The 1,199-nt window shown below is 70.4% G+C and carries 2 protein-coding genes; both read left to right on the top strand.

Annotation, left to right across the window (positions count from 1 at the left end; translation table 11 throughout):
- The coding region (locus FDZ70_11045) for a fumarate hydratase (protein TLM65543.1) at positions 1–176 on the top strand (176 nt) is incomplete at its 5' end.
- 5 nt (positions 177–181) lie between these two features.
- On the top strand, positions 182–1,199 hold a 1,018-nt coding region (locus FDZ70_11040; GenBank protein TLM65542.1), incomplete at its 3' end, for an MFS transporter.

The following is a 1,199-nucleotide window of genomic DNA, read 5'->3' as shown; positions in this document are numbered from 1 at the left end:
AGGCGGAGCTGCTCGCGGCGGTCAATGCGCTCGGCATCGGCCCCGCGGGCATGGGCGGGCGTACGACCGCGCTCGCGGTGCACGTCGAGACCGCGCCGTGCCACATCGCGGCGCTGCCCGTCGCCGTCGCGCTCGGCTGCTGCGCGATGCGGTCGGCCGTCGTGGATGTGGCATAGCCGACATGGCGGACGCGGTCGCCGCGAGCACGGAGGGCACGGCCGAGGCCGAGAGCTCGCGCGCGTTCCGGACGCTGGTGCGCGACCGGCGGTTCCGGCTGCTGTGGATGTCGCAGTTCGTCTCGGGCGTGGGCGACTGGCTCGTCGTCGGCTTCCTGATCCCGCTGGTCACGAACCTGTCCGGCGGGTCGGCGTTCGCCGTCGCGGGCATCTGGATCGCCAAGATCGTGCCGTCGCTGCTGTTCACCGGGGTGGTCGGGGCGCTCGTCGACCGGTTCGACCGCCGGCGGCTCATGATCGCGTGCGACCTGGTGCGCGCGTGCCTCGCGCTGCTGCTGTTCACGAACAACCTCGCGATCATCTACCTCGTGGTCATGCTGATGGAGACCGCGTCGCTGTTCTTCAACCCCGCGCGCAACGCCTACATCCCGTCGCTGATCGAGCCGGAGCTGGTCGCGCCCGCGAACGGGCTCGCGTACACGACCCAGCAGGCGAGCCTGCTCATCGGCCTGACCGCGTCGGGCGCCATCCTCGCGGGCTTCGAGGCGATCGTGCGATGGATCCTCAACTCCGGCTTCCCGTTCGTGGCGCAGCTCGTCGGGCCGATCGCGCCGGAACTGCTCGGCCCGCGTGCCGGCATCATCCTCGACGCGCTGACCTTCCTGTTCTCGGCGGCGTGCATCTTCCTCATCCTCCAGGACTGCGCGCCCGGGCGTCAGGGCAAGCTGTCGCTGAAGATGATCGGCCTGGACGTCATCGAGTCGTTTCGGTTCCTGCGCAGCCACCGCGAGTTGCGGGGCTTCATCACCGCCGTGAGCCTCGCGATCCTCGGCGGCGGCTCGATCGTGGCGCTCGGGCCGGTGTACGTCGCTCAGAACCTCACCGGCGAGATCCCGTTCATCAACAGGCTGCCGGCGCTCGAGAGGCTCTTCGCGACCCCGGTCGTGTTCATGCTGGTGTTCGCTGCGGCGGGCATGGTCGCGGGGGGTCTGCTCGTCACGCGGTTCGAGCGCCGCATCCGCC

The organism is Actinomycetota bacterium (assembly GCA_005774595.1).
Classification (GTDB): domain Bacteria; phylum Actinomycetota; class Coriobacteriia; order Anaerosomatales; family D1FN1-002; genus D1FN1-002.
The sequence above is the reverse complement of the archived record's forward strand: the minus strand, read 5'-3'. Positions and strand labels throughout refer to the sequence as shown.